The sequence below is a fragment of the Actinomyces bouchesdurhonensis genome (assembly GCF_900128465.1).
Classification (GTDB): Bacteria; Actinomycetota; Actinomycetes; order Actinomycetales; family Actinomycetaceae; genus Pauljensenia; species Pauljensenia bouchesdurhonensis.
On the sequence record NZ_LT635864.1, the window covers coordinates 62,113 to 64,020 of the forward strand.

Annotated in this window: 4 protein-coding genes; 2 read left to right on the plus strand and 2 right to left on the minus strand. The window is 66.5% G+C overall.

The genetic code is table 11. The annotated features are described in order from the left end of the window. The coding region (locus BQ7477_RS02095; protein ID WP_277352388.1) for a TrmH family RNA methyltransferase at positions 1-178 on the plus strand (178 nt) is incomplete at its 5' end. A gap of 37 nt (positions 179-215) precedes the next feature. Here the strand turns inward: BQ7477_RS02095 and BQ7477_RS02100 are convergent. Together BQ7477_RS02100 and BQ7477_RS02105 are read right to left on the minus strand one after the other, a co-directional pair. Continuing rightward, positions 216-809 carry a hypothetical protein gene (locus BQ7477_RS02100; RefSeq protein ID WP_073982636.1) on the minus strand — a complete coding sequence of 198 codons (594 nt, stop codon included), beginning with the start codon at positions 807-809 and terminating at the stop codon, positions 216-218. Beyond that, a complete protein-coding gene (locus BQ7477_RS02105; RefSeq protein ID WP_234968638.1) occupies positions 806-1,351 on the minus strand; it encodes a hypothetical protein in 546 nt (181 codons plus the stop codon). Before BQ7477_RS02105 ends, BQ7477_RS02100 begins: the two co-directional genes overlap by 4 nt. A gap of 240 nt (positions 1,352-1,591) precedes the next feature. Between BQ7477_RS02105 and BQ7477_RS02110 the strand changes: the two genes are divergently transcribed. Then, positions 1,592-1,908: DUF456 family protein (locus tag BQ7477_RS02110; RefSeq protein WP_234968639.1), on the plus strand; the 317-nt coding region annotated here is incomplete at its 3' end.

Sequence of the window (1,908 nt, forward strand, 5' to 3'; positions counted from 1 at the left end):
GGACGGCCCCCTCGTGGTCGTGACCGGCGCCGAGGGCGCGGGCCTTTCCCGCCTCGTGCGCGAGACCTGCGATCAGATCGTGTCGATCCCGATCGCGTCGACCGTCGAGTCCCTCAACGCGGCCGTCGCCACGGGCATCGCCCTGTACGAGGTCGCCTCCCTGCGCGCGCAGGACTGAGCCTCCCGAACCGTCTGTTGTCTCGCCGCGGGTGCGCCTAGCGCCTGCGGCGCGATTCCTTTGTGGCGGCCTGGCGCATGGCGATCACGTTCCGCCCCGCGAAGAGGTGGTCTGTTGGTAGATCGCCCTCACAGAGGAGCTCGGGCTGCGCGAGCAGTAGCTCGTCGAGCTGCAACGTGACGGCGAGGTCCTGGAGGTAGCGGCCGACGTCTTCCTTGGTGGTGGGAGTGTTGCGCTGGCTCACTCGAGTGTCGAAGCACCACACCTCGCTCGCGACGCGTCCTTCGGCTGACCAGGGCCGCGCTGCGATGAGGATCCGCGACGTCTGATAGCGAGCGGTCGTGGCAGGCTGCGAGGCAGACTGGGGGAACAGGTCGCTGCGCACAATCGGGTCAGCCACGGTGGACAATAGTCCGCGCATCGTATCGAGGCCGTCGGCGATCTCGGTGCCAACCCACCCGTTGAGGGCGAGCTGCTCGCGCATCCCCGGCGTTTCCACCGGGGTGCTTCTCCACTTCGATGCCCAGTAGTTGATGCAGCGAGCGGCCGCCTCATGTGGATCGGTTGCGATGAGAGCGTGCAGGTATCTGCGACGGAAGACCATCCGGCGCAGTGAGAAACCTGGGGTCATGATCGCTCCTTCGTCGGGAGGAACTTGGTGACGGGATCGAGGAAGCTGCCCTGCATCCGGTTGAGGTTGTCGGGGGAGAGGGGGTGGTCCTCGGGCAGTTTCTCACCATCGACGAGGCGCGGGGGAGCCAGGAGGATGCCCTGCTGGTGCAGGGACGTGTGCAGGTACTCGAAGACGCGGGCGAAGGGGTCTTTGCCGGGGCGGGCGCGCTGAATCGCCGTATCCCAGGGGAAACACCACAGCTTAGTGGATGTCTGCGCGGCGTCGGGCGAGGGGTGCGCCGCTATGACGATGCGCGTCTTGTTGAGGTGGCGCAGCTGTGCGCGCACCGCCTTCGACGTCAGGTAGACGGCGATCCCTCCCAACACGAGGCCCGGGGCGATCTCGCCAAGTTCCAGGAATGAGTCGTCGAAGCGTCTGCGCGAGGCCGTGGCCTGCCCGGGCATGACCGTGACCTCGGTGCCCGTCCAGCCGCGCATCGCGAACTGGTCGCCCATCCCGGGGGTCTCGGAACGGATGCCGACGGTCGCCCAAAAGCTCATGCACCGCTCGAAAGCCTCGCGCGGCGGGCACGATATGTCGAACACAGTCATCGGGCGGAAAGCAAACAGAGCACTTATCAGCCTCCCTGAGAACGCGGCGTCGTAGAGGAACTAGTGTGCCCAAGCGCGCGCCCAGCAGTGAGCGCGAACCCGGCCACGGCTTCGTCCCTCCGTCGTGTGGTGGTCTCAGGCTAGCAGTGCGGGCGCTCCGCCCAAACACCGGGCCGCTACGATTGCCCCATGAGTATCCTCGGAACCGTCATCGTCGGCGTCGTCATCCTCGTCGGAGTGATCGGCGCGGTCGTGCAGATTTGGCCCTCCGCGCCCGTCGTCGGCGGCGCGATCCTCGTGTGGTCGTGGATGACGGGCACGCGCTCCGCGTGGATCATCTTCGCGATCGCGGCGTTCGTCCTCATCGTCGGGACGGTCCTGAAGTACGTGATCCCCGCGCGCGGCATGAACAAGGCGGGAATCCGGCTCTTCGCATTTAAGGGTGTAGGAGGTGTTGGAATCCGCCGGAGTGGAGGAGGCAGCGTAGGCGGTAGTTTCGGTGGTTG